The organism is Nostoc sp. (genome assembly GCF_036917465.1).
In the GTDB taxonomy this organism is placed as follows: domain Bacteria; phylum Cyanobacteriota; class Cyanobacteriia; order Cyanobacteriales; family Nostocaceae; genus Nostoc.
Map to the genome: position 1 here is coordinate 49,133 of NZ_JBALDL010000060.1, position 18,138 is coordinate 67,270.

Consider the following 18,138-nt stretch of genomic DNA (forward strand, 5'->3'; position numbering starts at 1 on the left):
AATTTAAATTACTACTGTTTGGGCTGGAGAAGAGATTGGATTAGAGGGCATGGACTTTAGCGATCGCTAATCCTGATACCAAACCCCCCATTGCAAAAAACATCATTCCCATCAAAGCTACACAGGTTGCTGTCAGTACCGGACGATTTTGCTTATCTAAAATGGAGTCGCCGTAGTGCCATAAAATCCAGGTACAGGCAACCCCCAACGGCAGCGTAAACAGACAGCTAAATTCGTGAAACTCCATGAAAATGTATTGAACTAGGGGCGTGTTCGTCTTCAGCCAAGCCCGCGCCCCACCATAAACAATGTTGGCTCGGTAACGGCTGTAGGCAATATTGCCCGTGAAAATACCAAGGGTAGTAATTACAGTAGACCAAAAGGTTAAGGTTCGCATTTGAGGCAGCACTTTGCTCGATCCCCGCAGTAAGGGAAATGCCAGATGCCCTGTGTAGGCTACGACTACTGTGGTTAGCACGGCACTGAAACTGTGGATTGTTCCTAGCGATCGCTGCCACGGACTGGGGTGAAGTAAATTGACCAGAGGTAAAAATAAGAACAAGCCCCCAGAAAGAATCGCCAAGCCGTAGACACTGACGGTGGCAATGTCTAGCTGTCTGGGGAACTCCGAGGAAACGCTTTTTGACTCTAGTGATTGAAATTTCGACTCTTGCATAGATACACTGGAAATGAATTTTAAATTTGAGATTTTGGATTTTAAATTGAACTTCAATCTAAAATCCAAAATTGTTTCCTAATCCCTATTCCACTAAGTAAGCCGGTGGCAATAAACCAACTATGTCACGAAACGTAAAGAGGCTTAAAACCCTTACGAATGACCAATGACCAATGACGAACTTAAGCGATATTCAGGACATAGGAGCGAGTTCCCGTGCTGGTGGTCGGGGTTGGAGTCGAGGTATCTTGGTAGGTGTAAGTTCCAGTGGCCACAATTTGCCCGAAGTCGTTGACGCTGGTGGCGCTGGTCAATGTCACTACCGATCCGTTATAGGTAAGGGGTGTGGTTAGCAAGTTGTTCAGGTCAGTCAAGACACCATTGCTCCAAACGTAGGCATGATTCGTGCCTGCGGCGATTTGAGAAGCCCCAACTACTTGACCAAATTCGTTGAGGCCGTTGACGGAACCTGTGTTACCACCCAAGCTTCCGATCGCAGTAAATGTGCCGTCTGCTTGAAGCAAGAATGGTGTACTAGTGGCGGTGGTTCCAGTTCCATTACTGGTGGAGCCAACGATCTGACCGCCATTGTTGATGTCTCGTAGGGTGGCTTGCTCGGCACCAAAAGTACCAAGGTTAGTAAGTTGATACACACCGTTGGCATCTTTCTCCCACACAATGGCGGTGTTCTTAGCTACACCATCCAAAATGCCGTCGCTGTCCACATAGCCCGCTATTTGACCATAGTCGTTGACTCCACGGGCTGTGCCGCCATCGCCGCCCAGTTCTGCCAAGCCAGTTACCACACCGTTTTCCCAGTAGAGCGGTTTTTCAAACTCTTGGGCATCGATGTTGCGACCGACGATCAGATTGCTCTCGTTGGTGTCAAGGAAGTAACTTTCTACCTTGCCAAAGTCGTTAATTGTCAGGCTGTAAGTGCCGTTGTCCTTTTCCCAGAGGAGGGCGCGATCGGTAGCTTTCGGAATCGGTTGCCGCACTTCATCACCCGTTCCCAGGATGATACCGCGATCGCTGATGGTGTTTACATTAGGCGTAAGCAAGCTAACAGTTGCCCCGTCTGCTGCCCCAAAATCAGATTCACCGTTTTTCACCCCAGTGCTAGTTAAGGCTGTCAATGTGCCATTTTCCCAAATGAAGCCTTGACGCACGAGGTTATTGGGTTGGACTACACCGGTGGTAGCATTCGTATTCGTAAAAGTTGCGCCTGTGTCAAAGCGTCCAGCAATTTGTCCGAAGTCGTTAATCGAAGCCGCGTTGACTGCACCGTTGGGATTAGTACTCAGAGAACCCAAATCCGTTGCCTGATAGCGGTAGAGCGACCCATTGTCCAATAAAGCCTGCGATCCATCTGCCACGCCTTTGAGCGTCGCCAGTAGATCCCGACCAGCATACACTAGCGTGTCGCCGTTCTCGCTGCTAAACCTGAGAGATTTACCCAGAAGGCTTTCTCCCAAGCGAACTTTATCAGATGTGATGTTAAAGCCAGTCACAGTAACGGAGCCTGTACCACCTTCTAGGATCAACTTGTCATTGCCAGTGTTGCCAAGGTACAAAGAGTCTCTACCCGTACCTGCATTGATGACATTGTTACCTGCCCCAGCATAAATCGTGTCGTTGCCCCCGCCAGAGTAGATTGTATCGTTCCCTGCACCAGCATAGATGACATCGTTACCTGCCCTGCTTACGATGCGGTTATTCCCTTCACCTGCAAAGATGGTGTTATTTCCACCACCCGCATCAATGAAATCACTGCTACCACCAGAGTAAATGACATCATTACCTGTTCCAGTGGTAATCAGGTTTATCCCTTCCCCTGCAAAAACGGTGCTTTTAACCTTGGCAATAGCAGTAATCACATCATCCCCCGCCGTGCCGTAGATTGGGGCGCTGGAGCGGGAGTTAGGGAGGCGGAAATCTAGGGGTGATGAGACAATGCCGAATATACCTGCGGTGTTGCTGTCAGGAAGTAAGGTAGGTGAATTGTTGAAGTTAATACTGGATGTCATTGAGAATATTTCCGAAGATTTGGTGTAGTAAAGTTGCAAGAGAATCTGCACCAGTCTGCATCAAGCAAGCTGCTGAGGTGAAATGGAAATATATGAATGTAGATAATGCCAAAGTAATTAACACTATCTATATCCAAGTTACTGAGATAAAAATCAATAATTTGCTAAGATTAATTTCACAAAGCACAAAGTTTGACACACTAATGCATCAATTACAATCTGCTTTGAGCATAACTCTTAGGCGCAAAAGCTTATTGATTGAATAATTAACTCTTGAGACTTAATCTTAAGTATTACCTTTGAGACAATACAACTCATTGAGAAGTTATGTCAATAGATTAAATAAATTTTTTATCTAATATCCTTTTTGTCAAGTGCAGAAAGTAATAAATATCTTTTTTAGCTAAAAATTATGAAATAATGATTATTATTGCGAAGTAATCTCATCAAATCTGGTACTATTACCAGCAAGTCTTGATTAATCCTAATTAATTTATCGAACCCTGATATAGCTCTTGCCTCTGAAAGAAAGTGGCAGAGGGCAAAAAATATTTTTTCTTCCTCCAGCAAGAACTGCACTCTGCCTTTCTTCGGTAAACGCAAGGAGGCTTGTTTTGGCATCGCCAGCTTTAAAATTGTGTTTTCTACCCCGACTTGCGGCATAGTTTTAAGCACTATTACTTATTGACAAATTGCTTATAGTCTTTATGCATCACTAATGCTCTTGAACTGTCGCTCTTATTCAACCTAAGTAAATATTTTTAGTACAGGCTTATACAATAAGCAAATAGGCAGGTTTTACAGAAATTCAAAGCTGGTTAACAACAACGTTCGCTGAGGAGACAACAATGTTGTACCCCCGGAAGTGCTGTATTGAACTCAATTGAAAACTATTCTTACAATCCCCATAAAGTCTTAAAATATTGTTAATTTCAGCCAAACCTCTCAACCTTCAACTTACAAGTATCACCCCAAAATCACTATGTCTATCGGCTACGTCGCGCTTGTACTCCACGCACATCTGCCCTTCGTTCGTCACCCGGAAAGTGACTACGTGCTGGAGGAAGAATGGCTCTATGAAGCCATCACAGAAACTTACATCCCCTTATTGAAAGTATTTGAAGGCTTAAAGCGAGACGGTATCGACTTTAAAATCACAATGAGCATGACACCTCCTCTCGTGTCAATGCTCCGCGATCCTCTGCTGCAAGAACGCTATGAAGCACACTTAGCCCAACTAGAACAACTTATACAACTAGAAGCAGAACATAATGTCAATAACGGACATCTTCGTTATTTAGCGGAACATTATGCTACTGAGTTTAGCGAAGCGCGTCAGCTATGGGAAAGCTATAACGGCGACTTGGTGACAGCTTTTAAGAAGTTCCAAGACAGTAACAATCTAGAAATCATCACTTGCGGCGCTACTCACGGCTATTTGCCGTTGATGAAAATGTACCCAGAAGCAGTCTGGGCGCAAATTCAGGTAGCCTGTGAGCATTACGAACAAAGCTTTGGACAAGCACCTAGAGGCATTTGGTTGCCAGAATGCGCCTACTATGAAGGATTAGATCGGATGCTAGCCGATGCTGGGTTACGCTACTTCCTCACAGATGGGCATGGCATCCTTTACGCCCGTCCCCGTCCGCGCTTTGGCACTTATGCGCCAATTTATACAGAAACTGGTGTTGCTGTCTTTGGTCGAGATCATGAATCTTCCCAACAAGTATGGTCTTCTGAGGTAGGCTATCCTGGGGCGGCAGAATATCGAGAATTTTACAAAGATTTGGGCTGGGAAGCAGAATATGAGTATATTAAGCCCTACATCATGCCCAATGGTCAACGGAAAAACACGGGCATTAAGTATCACAAAATTACAGGACGTGGCTTAGGTTTATCAGATAAGGCACTCTACGATCCTTATTGGGCTAGGGAAAAGGCCGCAGAACACGCTGACAACTTTATGTATAACCGAGAGCGGCAATCTGAGCATCTCTATGGTATGATGCAGCGCCCGCCAATTATCGTTTCGCCTTATGACGCAGAGTTATTTGGACATTGGTGGTATGAAGGCCCTTGGTTCATCGATTACCTATTCCGCAAGTCGTGGTATGACCAAAAAACATATCAAATGACCCATTTAGCAGACTATTTGCGAGATCAGCCAATGCAGCAAGTCTGTCGTCCTTCCCAGTCGAGTTGGGGTTTTAAGGGTTTCCACGAATATTGGTTGAACGAAACAAATGCGTGGATTTATCCCCATTTGCACAAAGCCGCTGAACGGATGATTGAAATCTCGCATTTGGAACCAGAGGATGAATTACAGTGGAAAGCGCTCAATCAAGCGGCGCGGGAACTGCTATTAGCACAATCTTCTGACTGGGCATTTATTATGCGCACAGGAACAATGGTACCCTATGCAATTAGACGGACGCGATCGCACCTGATGCGGTTCAATAAGCTCTACGAAGATGTGAAAGTCGGCAAAGTTGATAGTGGTTGGTTGGAAAAAGTCGAGTTAATGGATAATATCTTCCCCGAAATCGACTATCGCGTCTACCGTCCGCTATAGTCTTCACAAAAAGTAATCAACAGCAGTAAGGTGGGCATTGCTCACCTTATATTAGTAGTGAGGAGCGTTTATTTTCCCAACAACAGAGCAAGCCTTAGCCTGTGTAAGGGTTTGTCAAATGCTGTCAAATCTTTATAAAGACATCCGCTTATTTTGATTTGACGAGCAAACCGGACAGGTTTATATCCTAGCTGGAGATGAACTTCAAGTCATCGTTTTCAGTAATGGTATTTGGGATTTTGTCAATGAACCCGAATTATGAGCAAATGAGTTTTACAGAATTGAGAGCTTATGTCGTGGAAAACCGCGAAGATATTGAAGCTCTACGTTTTTTGATGAGCAAACGCGATCCTAACTCTAAAGGCTATCCTATGCCTGTTACCGAAGCTGATATGCAAGCCCAGATGGAAATCATCAGGCGTAAGATTAACGGAGAGCTTTAAGATTATTGTCTAATTTCAGTAAGGAACGTGGATTAAATAAAATGCAAAACTTCATCCTCTATTTAGTTAGCTTCCCTCTCCTTTATAAGGACAGGGATTGAGGGTGAGGTAAGCTAGGGACATAAATTGTATGTGATTTAATTAATTCTTATTCCTAAGCATAATTAGGGTGGGTAAATCATACTCACCCTATTATTTTATTAACACTGCCGGATTTAGCTAAAGGCTATCTGGATCAATATTCAATTCTCGAAGTTTAGCAGCTAATCTTTGTGCTTTCTCTTCTGCGGCTTGTCGTGCGGCTGCTTCCTCTTCATGAGTTAGGAGTGTTTGACTCGTAACTGGATTGTAAAAACGCAGTTTTCCTGCTCTTAGTTGTAACTCTAGCCCCAAAACTTCACTGGGTAGGGAAACTGTACCATCTGGCAGGGTATTAGTTGCCATTGGAAAATAATTCCCGTCAACCAAGTGTAAACCCTGGAGTTGAGGATTGAGATAATCGCCTGTAGGGTCATATTGGAAATATTCACGCACCCCTAGAAAAGCGTAAATTCCTTTCTTTGCACCTTGGTCTTTACTGCGGGTACTTTTTGAGGTAATCTCTAGAACAAAATCTGGGGTTTGATTATTTTCTTCCCAGGTTTTGTAAGATCGTCTATCACGGTTTTCCACTCCAAATACCACAAATACATCTGGGGCCACGACTGATTCTGGATAACCTTTTTCGTAGTAAATAAATAGATTACCAGCAACGTATACATCTGGGTGATTTTGGAAATAAATCCTCAGCACATTTCTTGCATAAGTCAAGTAACTGCACTGGATATCACCTTCAGCCATCGGCTTACCGTCCTCATCTGGGTATTCAATTGGGGTAACGGGGATATACTCTACTGAGGCTGTCATGGGTAGTACCTCAACTCAACTGGGGCTAGATTAAATTTAGCATCTGAATTCTTTAGCCAAACTGACATCTCACTGACTGGGACATTTGGCAGCATGGCGTTCATAATCTTCAAATCTTAGCTTTGCGATCGCACTTCTAGAAATTGTTCTAGCAACAATACCCTCCGCTCGACCCTTTGCACCTTCATCAAGAGCAACATTCGTTTTCGGAATTATCTTTTTTGAGAAATTCGTGTGTTTCCTGGATACTTACTAACACCAGGAATTGTTTTAATTCCTGGTGTTAGTAAGTATCCATAATCAATTGCTGCTTTACTCAGTTCCTCTTCGTTGAGAAAGCACTTGGCAGAAACCATCAATTTCTAAAGTGGCCTTTCCAGATAAAATGAAGACCCATAAAACGCTACCAGTTCCACCCACGGAGGTTCTACGGGATCAACCGATCTGTGCGTAGTTGCTCGAACAGGTCGAAAAACGACTCGTCCGTTTTCTGGTATATGGAGAAGCCGAGTTTGCGGCTCTTCGACATGTCGGTCATGACCTCAATCGGACGCCCAAGATCGAGATCGGTGTGCCATGCAGACGACAGACGGCTCATATCCGGCTCGGCGAGGCCATGCTGCTTTGCGATCTCGCGCCAGAGAGCATCTTTATTCGCCATTTCAGCTTCGAGCGGGTGCGTTGTGCCGTCGAACCCGATAGGCTCGATGCCGAACCAGTCAGCCAGCCGCCCCCACAACCATATCCATCGGAAGATGTCGCCATTGACGACGTTAAACGCCTCGTTGTGGGCTGCTTCGGTCATCGCCGCCCAGACTAGGTGCTTCGCTAGCACCCGTGCGTCGGTCATGTCGGAGATGCCCTTCCACTGCGCTTCAGAACCTGGCCAGCGAAACGGGTGTCCGGTCTCCTTGCAAATCGCGGCATACACAGCCAGCGTCGTGCCAAGGTTCATTGCATTGCCGACCGCCTTTCCAATGACAGTGTGAGGGCGATGAATGCTCCAGGTGAAACCGTCACGGGCGGCTGCTGCATAGACCTCATCTTCCTGAGCATAATAGAAATTTTCGACATTAAGCCGAGGATGCTCCTCACGCAATGGAGTTTCTGGCAGCGATCCGCCCCTGGCGTATGCATCGAATGGCCCGAGATAGTGCTTGAGACCTGTGACGAGGGCGACGTGCTGCACTGAGTCCTTCGGTGACAGAACATCCAGCAGATTGCGAACCATCGTGCCGTTGACCCTGACATTCTCGGCCTCGGTCGCATTACGCATCCACGTCGTGATGAAGATGTGCGTCGGGGCGATCGCTGACAGTGCAGTTTTCAGGCTAGCTAGATCGAGCAGATCGGCAGCAACAGGGCGTAACCCTTGCACCTCGTTTCTAAGATTTCGGGCCAACCCGTAGGTCGTCCATCCATTCGCGATCAGTTCCCGCGCCAGATAGCTGCCTATGATGCCACTTGCGCCCACAACTAAGGCTGTTCCATGCATGTCGTGTCTCCAGTTCTAGTACGGAAATTTTAGATGAACCTATCCCACTATTCTAAAAATTCCTACTTATTTTCGTGAAATGTGCTTGAAAACGTTGATTTTTCGTTTTCAGTTCTCAATAAGCTTAAGCTTTTTATAGCAATCCGATTTGATTTCTGAATCACTCGTAGAGGTAAGGGACTGGGGACTGGGGACTGGGGACTGGGAAGAAGGAATAAAGGTGTACTGAGTTTTGTTCAAAAATCAAATATGAGTCCTATAGCACAAATATTATTAGTTGGATAGGCTCATTAAAAAAGACAGGCAACAAGCCTGTCTTGTAAGTAATGATTTAGCAAAGAATTTAGAAATTCATCTCAGCAGCTTGAACTTTCTCAACCTGCTTCTTCTTCAGCACAAGCATAACTTGAGCTAACATTACAAGAGCGGTGAACGCAATCATCCATTTGACTCTAGAGGCATCTTGCAGTACGATTTCTGCATCTATTTGACCGAATCCGCCGACATTCGGGTTGCTGGTCAAAGCTTCACCAGTCTTAACTGCTTGCCCTTCGGAAACAAGCAGGTCTGGCCCTAAAGGAACTGTATCAACGACAACATCACCAGATTCAGGTTGAATGTTTACTAGATATTTGACGTTACCATCTCCATCTTCCTCTTTGGCAATCTTAGTAATTGTGCCAGTAGCGGAAGCGTTGTAAACAGCGTTGTTGCTCTTTTCGCCAGTCGGATAAACTTGTCCGCGTCCCCGATTACCACCTACGTGAACTGAATATTTACCGAAGTGGATGTTTTTGTCGGTTGCGGGGTTGGGAGAAAGAACTGGGAAGATGATTTCCTGATACTGTTCACCAGGTAAAGGGCCGACGATGACGACATTTTCTTTGTCTTCGCTGTAGGGTTGGAAGGTTGTGTCGCCAATTTCTTCTTTAAGTTCCTCGGAAATCCGGTCTTCGGGAGCAATCTTAAAGCCTTCAGGTAGCATCAGTACAGCACCGACGTTCAAGCCAACCTTGGAACCATCAGCGCCAACCTGCTGGGCGCTCAGATCGTAAGGGATTTTCACTACAGCTTTGAATACAGTATCAGGTAGCACCGATTGCGGAACTTCCACTTCTGTAACCTTGGCTGCTAGGTGACAGTTGGCACAAACAATCCGCCCGGTTGGTTCGCGGGGGGTTTCGGGATAGGTTTGCTGTGCCCAAAATGGATAGGCGGCAGCTGATTGGGGAAGGGCTAGATCGCTGGTGAAGTAAAATGTCACAGTAGCGATCGCTATGAGCAATGTTTTGACGATCGCTCTAGCACTGCGAGTTAACCTCGCTGTTCCGAAAACATTTCTCATCTCTAATAAGGGCAACGATTGAATTTGTCATTAGTCATTGGTCATTAGTCATTAGTCATTAACCCCTGAATAAAGGACGAATGACTAAGGACTAATGACAAAATTATTAACCCCACCAAGGTGCATCACCGGTGCGGAAGTCGGTTTCAGTCCAAGGGGTCAAAACGATTTTGTCGTCGCTTACATTGGTATGGGCTAAAGCCAAAGATAGCGGTGCTGGCCCCCGAACAACTTTACCAGTTTCGTCATACTGGGAACCATGACAAGGACATTTAAATTTGTTCTCAGCAATGTTCCAAGGGACGACACAACCTAAGTGAGTGCAGATGGCGTTAATGCCATAATCTTTGATCGCCTCTTTGCTGTCTACCACAATATAGGTCGGATCTCCCTTAAGTCCTTGGACTAGGTTGCGATCGCCTGCATTCCGGTTTTCTAGAAATTTTGCAACGCTAACATCGTTACCTAACTCGTCTTTTGCCGTTACACCGCCACCGGCACCACCAGCAGCAGGTGGAATAAAGTAGTTGACAACGGGATACAATGCACCCAGAGCTACTCCAGTGACAGTCCCAAAAGTGAGCAGATTCATGAACTGACGACGACCCATATCAGGCACGTCTGCTGATTCAGAAAATTGAGCCATAATCTACGCGCTCTTTGTGTATTTTGTTAAGCATTTTGACAAAAGTACTGTACTTGAGGAACTCTTGTCTAAGTCGAAATGCTAGCGCTCACAAGGATGCCATACTTCTTTGTTCCAAGATATATCAAGCATCTTTTCTGTTAGCATTACATTTCTTTATATCCTTATCATACTGGAGTCACGGAACTTAACATCATAACTAAATGTAAAATCTGATTGAGAAAAGCTATGACAGGACAGGAATTACGTCAGATGTTGCTTGATAAGTGGGGATATTCTTACGATGTCCAGTTTCGGCGGACACAGGGAAAGATATTTTTGCAAGTCATGTGGAAATATCTGGAGCAAGCGTCTTTTCCCTTGAGCGAGGCGGAGTACCAAGAGCATCTTGACAGCATTGCTAATTATCTTCATGCCTTGGGTGGATCAACACAGGTAGAAACATTTATTACCCAAACACGCGATCGCCCCCGCCTCGGCAAAGCCGTCAGCATTCCTCTAGATTTGGGTGAACGTTCTTCAGAATGGATATTATAACCAGGTTTTTCTTGCTTTTTCCCTTTTTAGTAATAGCTAATTAAACTGATTTCAGGCAATTCTCCTCGTCTGAATTTTTAACTTATATTCACAACTTTTTGATTTCCAAAACCGCTTATCTTAGCTATGCAGTCACCAAATCCTATCTCACTCTCCTCGCTGACCCCTTCAGTAGTGACAGCTTTAGAAGTATACACTGATGAATCGGTATATGCTCCCGGTTATATTCAGCCGCATGGAATGTTGCTGATGCTGCAAGAGCCAGACCTCACAATCTTGCAGATTAGTGAAAATGTAGAACAGTTTTTTGGTATTTCGGCACAAGCATTACTGGGTCAACCCTTACAACGATTGTTTTCCCACACTCAAGTGCAGCGACTTACTCGCTATTTAGCTGAAGACAACCTCGAACTTTGCAATCTGTTTAAGCTAAAAACGCGGACGAGGGTTGACCAGACTGGTTTGCAACGGAAAAGTCAGACATTCAGAGGTATGATTTACCGGATAGTAGATGGGTTGACCCTAGAGCTAGAACCTCAGGGAACCATTAAAACCACCCATTCAATCCAATTTTATCACCGCCTGGAAACCGCGATCGCCAATCTCCGTAATGCTACTAATTTGACGAATCTGGCTCAAACCCTTGCCAGAGAGGTGAAAGCAATGACTGGGTTTGATCGGGTTATGATCTACAAATTTGATGCAGACGATAGTGGTGTGGTGATTGCGGAGGAAAAACAGGGGCATCTAGAAAGCTACCTGGGACTGCACTATTTGATCACCGACATTCCTGCGCCAGCCCACAAGTTGTTTTACCGCAACTGGATGCGATTTATTCCCGATATCAATTACACCCCTGTCTGCCTGATTCCCACCAACCATCCTCTGACGAATATACCCCTTGATCTTAGTAATTCTGGGTTACGGGGAGTGTATCCCTGTCACATTGAATACTTACGGAATATGGGGGTTGCTGGGTCGATGACGATTTCGTTGATCAACGACAAACGCCTCTGGGGATTAATTGCCTGTCACCACTACAGCCCTCAACTAGTGGATTATGAAACTCGCAAAGCCTGTGAATTTTTAGGAAAGTTTGCCTCGATCGAACTGGTGCATCAGCAAGAACGAGAATTACATGTTTACCAAAGGCAAGTAGAAGCGATTAAGGATGAACTGCAACAGGGGTTGTTGCACGAGTCCAATTTTATTGAGGAAGTGTTGATCCGAAATACTTTTCAATTGCTGGATCTAGTTCATGCTCAAGGAGCCGCGATTTTGCTTGACGGTAAGATGACATTAGTTGGTCAAACGCCATCAGTTACGGAGGTGCAGGAGCTTGTGACGTGGTTGGTACAACACCAAGGAGAATCACTGTTTGCTACCGATTCCCTCTCACGTTTATATCCAGAAGCAAAGGCATTCGAAGATCAAGCCAGCGGCCTCTTGGCAATTTCAATCTTATTGAAGCATGAAAAAAAGTCTTACCATATTCTCTGGTTTCGACCGGAGCAAATTCAGACGGTGAATTGGGCAGGCAACCCCCAGGATGCAATCACAATAAACGAAATTGGAGAGATGGAATTGTGTGCGCGGAAGTCCTTTGAAATGTGGAAGGAAACCGTGCGGGAAACTTCCTTACCTTGGGAGGTTGCAGAACTTGAAGCTGCTACTGAGATGCGAAATATGCTGATATTGGTAGTGCTGGAGTTTTCCCAGACAGCCCTAGAACAAGACGCAAAACAAGCCGCGATCGTCAGCCGCGCCAAAAGCCAGTTCCTCGCTAAAATGAGCCACGAACTGCGGACTCCCCTGAATGCAATTTTGGGATTTACTCAGTTGATGAACCGCAATGAGAAGATTCCATCTGAGTTTCAAGAGGATTTAGGCATCATCAGCCGCAGTGGAAAACACCTGTTAACTCTAATTAACGATGTGTTGGAAATGTCCAAAATTGAAGCTGGTCAGTTACAGCTAACGGAAAACTGTTTCGATTTGCATCAGCTAATCCACTCGATCAGAGATATGGTTGCTATCAAAGCTTTGGAGAAAGGAATTGATCTGATCATAGAGCAGCATCCCAGCGTTCCTTGCTATGTATATGGTGACGAATCAAAACTGCTCCAAATTCTGCTCAACTTATTAACCAATGCGATCAAATTTACGACAATAGGCAGTGTCACCCTGCGATTACAAGCTTTGGCTCTTAAAGTGAGCAACGTCAACTCACTTGATTCAATCGAATGTAGTCCCTCTCTTTCTACAGATAATTCTCAACAAATTATCACCCTTCATCTGGAAGTTGAAGACAGTGGATGTGGTATTGCTCAGTCTGATATCGAGACTGTGTTTAAAGCCTTCACGCAAACAGAACTGGGTCGCCATGCTCAAGGTACAGGCTTAGGCTTATCGATTAGCCGTCAGTTTGCCCGTTTAATGGGTGGTGATATTACAGTGCGAAGCATCCTGAATCAGAAGTCAATCTTTATTTGTGAGGTTTTACTGAGTCTAGTAAGATCAGTGGATATAATAGCGCCGGAAACAACTCGCCCTGTTATCGGACTGGAACTGGGACAGCCCATTTATCGCATTCTAATAGTGGAAGACTTGAAAGAAAATCGTCAGTTGCTCGTCAGGCTATTAGAATCAGTTGGATTTGAGGTCTGTGCAGCCGAGAACGGAAATGATGCGATCGCTCTGTGGTCAGAATGGCATCCCCACCTGATTTGGATGGATATTCAAATGCCCGTGATGGATGGCTACGAAGCTACCCGACAAATTCGAGAGCGCGAAGGGGGTAAAGACGTGGTGATTATTGCGCTGACAGCCTATGCCTTTAAGGAAGACTACACCACCAGCACTCAAGTAGGCTGCAACGACCATATCACCAAACCATTTCTAGAAACTGTCTTATTTGATAAGATGGCACACTACTTGGGAGTTCGCTACCGCTACCGCCAAGAAGCTTTACCAAGTTTAAACCAGCAAACCTTATCTCAGAAATCCCTAACCGCCAAAGATTTACAGGTAATGTCACTAGAGTGGATTATTCAGGTGCATCAAGCAACTCTGGATCTCAACGATGTCGAACTCTACAATCTCATTGCTCAAATCCCCAACCAAGAGCAAGTTCTTGCCAATGCTCTAAAATATCTCGTGGATAACTTTCAGCTGGAAGCGATCGCAACTCTAAGCCAAACTGACGAAAAAGACTATGGCTAATTTACTTAAATCCGATTCTGAAACAAATATCCTAATCGTGGATGATGCCCCCGACAATCTACGGTTGTTAATTAAAATATTAGAGGCGCAGGGTTATATCGTCCGTAAATCCCTCAATGGGAAAATGGCATTACAAGCTGCTTATCGACATCCACCGGATCTGATTCTGCTTGACATATTTATGCCGGAAATGAATGGCTTTGAAGTTTGTCAACAGTTGAAAGCATCTAAAATAACAGAGCAAATTCCCATTATTTTTATTAGTATCCTTGACCAAATCCATGATAAAGTCCAGGCATTTGAACTGGGTGGACAAGACTATATCACCAAGCCCTTTCAAGAACTTGAAGTGCTAATGCGAGTCAGAAACCAGCTACTCATCAAACAGCAATACCAACAACTTATTGAACAAAATCAACGCCTAGAGCATGAAATTCAGGAACGCCTGAAGGCTGAATCAGAGGTCAGGCAGCTATCCATAACTGATGATTTGACAGGAGTACATAATCGACGTGGTTTCTTTTTGTTGGCAAATCAGCAATTCAAAATTGCCCAACGCACACAAATGTTCTGCTGTCTTTTGTTTATGGATTTAGATGGTTTAAAGCAGATTAATGACTCTCTAGGGCATGAAACAGGAGACAGAATGCTGGTTGACACAGCCCAATTACTAAAGCAAACCTTCCGTGAATCAGATATTATTGCCCGTATAGGAGGAGATGAGTTTGTAGTCTTAGTTTCTGTCGAGTCCAGAAATACAGATGAATTTTATCTGCGATTGCAGGCAAATATTAATCGTTATAATCAAGAGCATAAATACCCATATCAAGTATCCGTCAGTGTCGGTGTGACACAATGCGCCTTAAATGAAAACATTTCACTAGAACAATTGATAGAAGAGGCTGACAGGCTAATGTATGAGCAGAAACGCGCTAAACGCCTCGCAGATGGAAGCAAAGGGAATGACAATTGAAAATTCAACATTCCAAATTAAAAACATTTTCAGACGTTCGCGTAGCGCCTCGTAGAGAAGAGGAGTGCGGTCTTCTCCCACAGGGCTACGGTGTACATACAAGTCTTTGAGAGTGGCCTCATAGGCTTTTGATCCCCCCATGCCCCCTTAAAAAGGGGGCATAAGTCTCTTCAAGTCCCCCAATTTATCGGGGGATTTAGGGGGATCTCTAACGATTTTGGGTTTGTACAAAGATGTGTGTACACTGTAGCCCAAAGGGAGAGGCTAGCCCCAAGGGATCTCCCCCACCGCAGGATGCGCGTTCTCTGTAGAGGAGCAACTTCGGTGAATTTAAACCCCGACTAAATGGCCATCCAACGCTTTGATTAAAATATTTTTACCTATTCCAAATGTTATTTCCCTGTGAGCTTCACTAGTCCAACACCACCAAAATAAAGCCCTAAAACTGCTCCCGCCAAGAGACTTTGAGTTAGGGGGTCAGTAGAAGGTGTAAGAACCGCTCCTAAAACTACCGCTCCCATAATCACGTAACGCCAACCAGAAACCATCTTTTCAGACGAGACAATATTTAAATTACCGAGCAACAATTGGATGATGGGAATTTGAAATGCTAAACCAGTGCTGAATAACAGTAGCAGTACAAATTCAAAATATTTATCTATTGACCAAAGTTGTTCAACTACATCTGCTCCGTAGCTGATAAAAAATTTCAAAGCTGCGGGGATAAGGAGTAAATAGGCAAATACTAACCCAGCGCCAAACAGTACACTCGAACCAAAAACCACAGGCCCCAGTAAACGGCGTTCGCGGCGAGTCAATCCTGGAAGTACAAACTGGATAATTTGGTAAAGAATGAAAGGACTAGAAAGTACTAAACCAGTGTAGGCTGCAACTTTGAAAGAGACAAAGAAATATTCTCCGGGTGCAAGTTGAAGAAATTTTACTCCTTGCGCTGGAACCTCAAGCAGCTGCACAATCGGCTTAACGGCAAAGAAACAGCCAATAATACCTACTGCTACGGCAATCAGCGAATAAAAAATGCGCTGTCGTAACTCTTCTAGGTGGTCGAAAAGAGACATTTCGACTTCATCGGGCAACTCATTAAGAGGATCTGTATCTGAATTGCCATATCCTTCTGGATCAATGTTGGGAACGTTTGCAGTATCTACGTCTTGTAAAGGCGGCATGAGTCAGCTAGTAGGCAATATTTATAACTGAGTGCTGAGTAATGAGCAAAATTTTTCACTCAGCACTTTAAACTTAGCACTGTTCATTATTTTATCTGGGGAATGCAGCCACCAAGATATGTTTTTGGCTGCTGTGGGTTTTTTGTCCTGTTTTTTAAGGTTGCATCTGCATAAGTTAGTAGGAAGCCATCTTGTAGGCAATGCCTAACCTAAATAGGACTTACGCAAAACTACACGCGGTAGAGGCAATTCATGAATTGCCTCTACCGGAAACTCAAGGTTTGGCCTATTTTTTGCGTAAGTCCTGCTAAAAAAAGGGTGGAACTGATAATTTAGAAATCACGTCTTTGCGGCTAGTAGCCTGTAAAACTAGTTTTGATGGTTTGTAGTAAGCACTTTAGTGCAAGAATAAAGACTAAAATCCTTACTGCCAGATTGTCTACCCATCAATTTCAAGTTGATACACTACTAGTAGTGCTGGGTAAATTCACACAACATTAATATATAATACTCAGTTTTAAAAATCCGGTTCATCAAGGTGGCATCTATACATACATAGCGCAATCGGAAATTTTTAGCTGAGGTTGGGTATGAACCGGACAATTTGCTTTGTCTTAATGGCATTGCCTGTTTATTTATATAATGTTGGGCTAAGTAATACTCCTAGTAGTGACGTGACAATTGTCAAAAACCAGCTTCCGACAATAACTGCTCTAATTGCCCACAGTACAAATGCTCCGTTACGCATATTGCCGTGGCAAATATCAGCTAGAGATGACCAAACGGAAGATTGTCTTCGAGCGGGTATTTGCAAAGATTGATCTGAATTGGGGATTGGGGATTGGGAATTACGGTAGTCACATTATAAAAAAACAAAATTAATGGTTGTAGCAAATCAACGTACAGTAGTGGTTACAGGAGCTTCAACAGGAATTGGTCAAGCATCTGCTTTGCTTTTAGACCAGTTGGGTTTCTCTGTTTTTGCTGGCGTGCGTCAAGATATTGATGCTCAAACACTTAAGCAGAAAGGATCGCCAAGACTCATTCCGATTTTTTTAGATGTTACTGATGCTGAATCGATCGCAGCTGCGGTTGAAAAGGTAACAAATGCAGTCGGTGATACTGGAATTTTCGGTTTAGTGAATAATGCCGGAATTGCTATCCCTGGGCCTTTAGAATTATTAGCGATCGCAGAATTTCAATACCAGATGCAGGTTAATGTTACCGGACAACTAGCGGTGACACAAGCATTTCTTGGTCTTTTACGCCAAAGTCGGGGTCGAATTATCAATATGGGTTCCATTTCTGGTAGGAGTCCCACGCCGTTCTTGGGAGCTTACAATGCTTCTAAATTTGCCTTGGAAGCACTCACTGATGTGATGCGGATGGAGTTACGACCTTGGGGAATCTCGGTTTCAATTATTGAGCCTGGTTCCATCGCTACCCCAATTTGGGAAAAGTCCCTAAATCAATCTGAAGTAGCACAGCACGATTTATCAGAATCGGCACAAAATCTCTACGGTCAAGCAATGAATATTGTCCGTAAAAAAATGCAGATTCTCGCATCTAAAGGAATTTCTGCCGATATTGTCGCTCAGACTGTTGTCGATGCGCTGACTGTAAAGCAGCCCAAGACGCGCTATCTCGTTGGACAAGATGCCAAAATTGGAGCGGTGCTAAAGCATATTCTACCCGATCAGCTACATGACAAGATAATTTTATACTCAATGGGATTGTAGATTACTAATTGTCAATACTTCAGAGGTTGCCACTCTGAATTCAAAAGCTGTCATTCATAAAATCATGATTTTCATTCATAAAATCATGGTTTTCATTCATAAAATCATGATTTTCATTCATAAACTCATGGTTTTCATTCACAAAATCATGATTTTCATTCATAAACTCATGATTTTCATTCATAAAATCATAGTTTTCATTCACAAAATCACGATTTTTGTAAGCAGAGGCAAAATCTAGCTAAAAAATTAACTCTGAACTGAAGTTGACTTCAGCAACGTTTTTGTTAAAAGTCCTATTATGTAAGGGTTGTTTGAAAAGTAGTTGACTGTGATTTTAATCGCGTTATTACCCCCCTTAATCCCCCCT

Annotated in this window: 18 protein-coding genes and 1 pseudogene; 9 read left to right on the forward strand and 10 right to left on the reverse strand. The window is 44.1% G+C overall.

Translation table 11 applies throughout. From position 1 onward, the window contains the following. Window positions 1–40: 40 nt before the first annotated feature. Both V7K38_RS13370 and V7K38_RS13375 read right to left on the reverse strand, forming a co-directional pair. Entirely contained in the window at window positions 41–676 is a 636-nt protein-coding gene (locus V7K38_RS13370; RefSeq protein ID WP_334858425.1) for a hypothetical protein, read from the reverse strand. Between the two features lie 182 nt (window positions 677–858). Next, a complete protein-coding gene (locus tag V7K38_RS13375; protein ID WP_334858426.1) occupies window positions 859–2,703 on the reverse strand; it encodes a hypothetical protein in 1,845 nt (614 codons plus the stop codon). Between V7K38_RS13375 and V7K38_RS13380 the strand changes: the two genes are divergently transcribed. After that, window positions 2,697–2,969: a hypothetical protein gene (locus tag V7K38_RS13380; protein ID WP_334858427.1), complete on the forward strand. Its 273-nt coding sequence runs from the start codon at window positions 2,697–2,699 to the stop codon at window positions 2,967–2,969. The two genes, V7K38_RS13375 and V7K38_RS13380, sit on opposite strands and share 7 nt — an antisense overlap. Window positions 2,970–3,102: 133 nt before the next feature. Here the strand turns inward: V7K38_RS13380 and V7K38_RS13385 are convergent, their stop codons facing one another. Next, the gene (locus V7K38_RS13385) at window positions 3,103–3,366 is read right to left on the reverse strand and encodes a hypothetical protein (RefSeq protein ID WP_334858428.1); all 264 of its coding nucleotides are present in this window, start codon (window positions 3,364–3,366) and stop codon (window positions 3,103–3,105) included. 319 nt (window positions 3,367–3,685) lie between these two features. Here V7K38_RS13385 and V7K38_RS13390 point away from each other — a divergent pair, with 319 nt between their 5' ends. From V7K38_RS13390 to V7K38_RS13395, 3 genes and pseudogenes are all read left to right on the forward strand, one after another. After that, on the forward strand, window positions 3,686–5,275 hold the full coding sequence (locus V7K38_RS13390; protein ID WP_334858429.1) for a glycoside hydrolase family 57 protein: 1,590 nt from the start codon (window positions 3,686–3,688) through the stop codon (window positions 5,273–5,275). A 70-nt stretch (window positions 5,276–5,345) separates the two neighbouring features. After that, a pseudogene (locus tag V7K38_RS29665) lies at window positions 5,346–5,537 on the forward strand (DUF6888 family protein). After that, window positions 5,521–5,718 carry a DUF6887 family protein gene (locus V7K38_RS13395; protein WP_094347881.1) on the forward strand — a complete coding sequence of 66 codons (198 nt, stop codon included), beginning with the start codon at window positions 5,521–5,523 and terminating at the stop codon, window positions 5,716–5,718. Before V7K38_RS29665 ends, V7K38_RS13395 begins: the two are co-directional and overlap by 17 nt. Window positions 5,719–5,937: 219 nt before the next feature. On the opposite strand, the gene V7K38_RS13400 is transcribed toward V7K38_RS13395, so the two are convergent. The 5 genes from V7K38_RS13400 to petC form a co-directional block, all read right to left on the reverse strand. After that, the gene (locus V7K38_RS13400) at window positions 5,938–6,624 is read right to left on the reverse strand and encodes a Uma2 family endonuclease (RefSeq protein ID WP_334858431.1); all 687 of its coding nucleotides are present in this window, start codon (window positions 6,622–6,624) and stop codon (window positions 5,938–5,940) included. 212 nt (window positions 6,625–6,836) lie between these two features. Then, entirely contained in the window at window positions 6,837–6,980 is a 144-nt protein-coding gene (locus V7K38_RS13405) for a hypothetical protein (protein WP_334858432.1), read from the reverse strand. Window positions 6,981–7,051: 71 nt separating this feature from the next. Beyond that, on the reverse strand, window positions 7,052–8,119 hold the full coding sequence (locus V7K38_RS13410) for an SDR family oxidoreductase (protein WP_334858433.1): 1,068 nt from the start codon (window positions 8,117–8,119) through the stop codon (window positions 7,052–7,054). Window positions 8,120–8,462: 343 nt separating this feature from the next. Next, the gene (gene petA / locus V7K38_RS13415) at window positions 8,463–9,464 is read right to left on the reverse strand and encodes a cytochrome f (RefSeq protein WP_334858434.1); all 1,002 of its coding nucleotides are present in this window, start codon (window positions 9,462–9,464) and stop codon (window positions 8,463–8,465) included. A gap of 106 nt (window positions 9,465–9,570) precedes the next feature. Further along, a complete protein-coding gene (gene petC / locus V7K38_RS13420) occupies window positions 9,571–10,110 on the reverse strand; it encodes a cytochrome b6-f complex iron-sulfur subunit (RefSeq protein ID WP_334858436.1) in 540 nt (179 codons plus the stop codon). Window positions 10,111–10,338: 228 nt separating this feature from the next. On the opposite strand from petC, the gene V7K38_RS13425 reads away from it, so the two are divergent. From V7K38_RS13425 to V7K38_RS13435, 3 genes are all read left to right on the forward strand, one after another. After that, window positions 10,339–10,647, forward strand: coding sequence for a DUF3067 family protein (locus tag V7K38_RS13425; RefSeq protein WP_334858438.1), 309 nt, complete (start codon window positions 10,339–10,341; stop codon window positions 10,645–10,647). Between the two features lie 174 nt (window positions 10,648–10,821). After that, a complete protein-coding gene (locus tag V7K38_RS13430; protein WP_334858440.1) occupies window positions 10,822–13,869 on the forward strand; it encodes a response regulator in 3,048 nt (1,015 codons plus the stop codon). Next, complete coding sequence (locus tag V7K38_RS13435; RefSeq protein ID WP_334858442.1) at window positions 13,862–14,842, forward strand: GGDEF domain-containing response regulator; 981 nt, start codon at window positions 13,862–13,864, stop codon at window positions 14,840–14,842. Before V7K38_RS13430 ends, V7K38_RS13435 begins: the two co-directional genes overlap by 8 nt. Window positions 14,843–15,234: 392 nt before the next feature. On the opposite strand, the gene tatC is transcribed toward V7K38_RS13435, so the two are convergent. Continuing rightward, a complete protein-coding gene (gene tatC / locus V7K38_RS13440; RefSeq protein WP_334858443.1) occupies window positions 15,235–16,029 on the reverse strand; it encodes a twin-arginine translocase subunit TatC in 795 nt (264 codons plus the stop codon). A gap of 590 nt (window positions 16,030–16,619) precedes the next feature. On the opposite strand from tatC, the gene V7K38_RS13445 reads away from it, so the two are divergent. Both V7K38_RS13445 and V7K38_RS13450 read left to right on the forward strand, forming a co-directional pair. Continuing rightward, a complete protein-coding gene (locus V7K38_RS13445; RefSeq protein WP_334858444.1) occupies window positions 16,620–16,850 on the forward strand; it encodes a hypothetical protein in 231 nt (76 codons plus the stop codon). Between the two features lie 60 nt (window positions 16,851–16,910). Continuing rightward, window positions 16,911–17,768 (forward strand): SDR family oxidoreductase, encoded by an 858-nt coding sequence (locus V7K38_RS13450; protein ID WP_334858445.1) that lies wholly within the window; start codon window positions 16,911–16,913, stop codon window positions 17,766–17,768. 40 nt (window positions 17,769–17,808) lie between these two features. Here the strand turns inward: V7K38_RS13450 and V7K38_RS13455 are convergent, their stop codons facing one another. Beyond that, on the reverse strand, window positions 17,809–17,973 hold the full coding sequence (locus V7K38_RS13455) for a hypothetical protein (RefSeq protein ID WP_334858446.1): 165 nt from the start codon (window positions 17,971–17,973) through the stop codon (window positions 17,809–17,811). Window positions 17,974–18,138: the final 165 nt, after the last annotated feature.

Coding starts and splice junctions, on each gene's coding strand:
- V7K38_RS13370 (WP_334858425.1), bottom strand. CDS start 676: ATGCAAGAGTCGAAATTTCAATCACTAGAGTCAAAAAGCGTTTCCTCG.
- V7K38_RS13380 (WP_334858427.1), top strand. CDS start 2,697: ATGTCATTGAGAATATTTCCGAAGATTTGGTGTAGTAAAGTTGCAAGA.
- V7K38_RS13375 (WP_334858426.1), bottom strand. CDS start 2,703: ATGACATCCAGTATTAACTTCAACAATTCACCTACCTTACTTCCTGAC.
- V7K38_RS13385 (WP_334858428.1), bottom strand. CDS start 3,366: ATGCCGCAAGTCGGGGTAGAAAACACAATTTTAAAGCTGGCGATGCCA.
- V7K38_RS13390 (WP_334858429.1), top strand. CDS start 3,686: ATGTCTATCGGCTACGTCGCGCTTGTACTCCACGCACATCTGCCCTTC.
- V7K38_RS13395 (WP_094347881.1), top strand. CDS start 5,521: ATGAACCCGAATTATGAGCAAATGAGTTTTACAGAATTGAGAGCTTAT.
- V7K38_RS13400 (WP_334858431.1), bottom strand. CDS start 6,624: ATGACAGCCTCAGTAGAGTATATCCCCGTTACCCCAATTGAATACCCA.
- V7K38_RS13405 (WP_334858432.1), bottom strand. CDS start 6,980: ATGGTTTCTGCCAAGTGCTTTCTCAACGAAGAGGAACTGAGTAAAGCA.
- V7K38_RS13410 (WP_334858433.1), bottom strand. CDS start 8,119: ATGCATGGAACAGCCTTAGTTGTGGGCGCAAGTGGCATCATAGGCAGC.
- petA (WP_334858434.1), bottom strand. CDS start 9,464: ATGAGAAATGTTTTCGGAACAGCGAGGTTAACTCGCAGTGCTAGAGCG.
- petC (WP_334858436.1), bottom strand. CDS start 10,110: ATGGCTCAATTTTCTGAATCAGCAGACGTGCCTGATATGGGTCGTCGT.
- V7K38_RS13425 (WP_334858438.1), top strand. CDS start 10,339: ATGACAGGACAGGAATTACGTCAGATGTTGCTTGATAAGTGGGGATAT.
- V7K38_RS13435 (WP_334858442.1), top strand. CDS start 13,862: ATGGCTAATTTACTTAAATCCGATTCTGAAACAAATATCCTAATCGTG.
- tatC (WP_334858443.1), bottom strand. CDS start 16,029: ATGCCGCCTTTACAAGACGTAGATACTGCAAACGTTCCCAACATTGAT.
- V7K38_RS13445 (WP_334858444.1), top strand. CDS start 16,620: ATGAACCGGACAATTTGCTTTGTCTTAATGGCATTGCCTGTTTATTTA.
- V7K38_RS13450 (WP_334858445.1), top strand. CDS start 16,911: ATGGTTGTAGCAAATCAACGTACAGTAGTGGTTACAGGAGCTTCAACA.